The 1,931-nt window shown below is 62.1% G+C and carries 1 protein-coding gene and 1 pseudogene; both read left to right on the top strand.

All coding sequences use genetic code 11. The features are described 5' to 3' along the window. Positions 1-261 (top strand): annotated as a pseudogene (locus tag DBR24_RS13210) (multidrug transporter subunit MdtA); the annotation flags it as partial. After that, positions 258-1,931, top strand: a 1,674-nt coding sequence (locus tag DBR24_RS13215) for an efflux RND transporter permease subunit (protein WP_146189036.1), incomplete at its 3' end; no start/stop codon positions are given. The pseudogene DBR24_RS13210 and the gene DBR24_RS13215, both read left to right, overlap by 4 nt.

Below are 1,931 nucleotides of genomic sequence, written 5' to 3' on the forward strand. Positions count from 1 at the left end.
CTGGACGGCGACAAGAAAGTCACCATCCGCCAATTGAAAATCGGCGCCAGCGACGGCGAAAACACAGTGGTCACCGAAGGTCTAGCGGCCGGCGACCGGGTGGTACTCGAAGGCACCGACCGCCTCAAGGAAGGCAGCGAAGTGGAAGTAGTCAACGACAGCAATCAGGTGCCGACCACGCCAACCGAACACCTGCAAGGCAAGGCCGCCGCCACGGCGCCGGACGCTGCCGTCGCTGACAAGGCCAAGAAGGGCGCATGAACATTTCGCGGCTGTTCATCCTCCGTCCGGTAGCCACCACCCTCAGCATGCTGGCGATTATCCTGGCCGGCCTGATTGCTTATCGCCTGTTGCCGGTATCGGCATTGCCGCAGGTCGATTACCCGACCATCCGCGTCATGACCCTGTATCCCGGCGCCAGCCCGGACGTAATGACCAGCGCCGTGACCGCGCCGCTCGAGCGCCAGTTCGGGCAGATGCCTGGCCTCACGCAAATGGCCTCGACCAGTTCCGGCGGTGCGTCGGTACTGACCCTGCGCTTCAGCCTCGACATCAACATGGACGTCGCCGAACAACAGGTGCAGGCCGCGATCAACGCCGCGACCAACCTGTTGCCGACCGACTTGCCGGCACCGCCGGTGTACAACAAGGTCAATCCGGCGGACACCCCGGTGCTGACCCTCGCGATCACCTCGAAAACCATGCTCCTGCCCAAGCTCAATGACCTGGTCGATACGCGCATGGCGCAGAAGATCGCCCAGATCAGCGGCGTCGGTATGGTCAGCATTGCCGGCGGCCAGCGCCAGGCGGTGCGGATCAAGGTCAACCCGGAAGCGCTGGCAGCCAACAGCCTGAACCTGTCCGACGTGCGCACCCTGATCGGCGCGTCCAACGTCAACCAGCCGAAAGGTAACTTTGACGGTCCGACCCGAGTGTCGATGCTCGATGCCAACGACCAACTGACCTCGCCCAAGGACTACGCCAACCTGATCCTGGCGTACAAGAACGGTGCGCCGTTACGGCTCAAGGATGTGGCGGAAATCGTCGATGGCGCCGAAAACGAGCGTCTCGCCGCGTGGGCCAACCAGAATCAGGCCGTGTTGCTGAACATCCAGCGTCAGCCAGGGGCCAACGTCATTGAAGTGGTCGACCGCATCAAGGCCCTGCTGCCGAGCATCACCGACAATCTGCCGGCCGGCCTTGACGTGACGGTGCTCACCGACCGCACCCAGACCATCCGTGCCTCGGTCACTGACGTGCAACACGAATTGCTGATTGCCATCGCGCTGGTGGTGATGGTGACGTTCCTGTTTCTGCGCCGTGCCAGTGCGACCATCATTCCCTCCGTGGCGGTGCCGCTGTCGCTGATCGGCACCTTCGGCGTGATGTACCTCGCCGGATTTTCGGTCAACAACCTGACGCTGATGGCACTGACCATCGCCACCGGTTTTGTGGTCGACGATGCGATCGTGATGCTGGAAAACATTGCGCGTTTCATCGAGGAGGGCGACAGCCCGATGCAGGCTGCGCTCAAAGGGGCGAAGCAGATCGGTTTCACCCTGATTTCCCTGACGCTGTCGCTGATTGCGGTGTTGATCCCGCTGCTGTTCATGGCCGATGTGGTCGGGCGGTTGTTCCGCGAATTCGCCATCACCCTGGCCGTGGCGATCCTGATTTCGCTGGTGGTCTCGCTGACCCTGACGCCGATGATGTGCGCGCGTCTGCTCAAGCGTGAACCGGAAGAACACGAGCAGGGCCGTTTCTATCGGGCCAGTGGTGCGGTGATTGACTGGATGATTGCCGAGTACGGTCGGATGCTGCGCTGGGTGCTCAAGCACCAGCCTCTGACCTTGCTGGTGGCCATCGCTACGCTGGGGTTGACCGTATTCCTCTATATGGTTGTGCCGAAAGGCTTCTTCCCGGTGCAGGAC

This window comes from Pseudomonas sp. HMWF006 (assembly GCF_003061205.1).
GTDB lineage: Bacteria > Pseudomonadota > Gammaproteobacteria > Pseudomonadales > Pseudomonadaceae > Aquipseudomonas > Aquipseudomonas monsensis.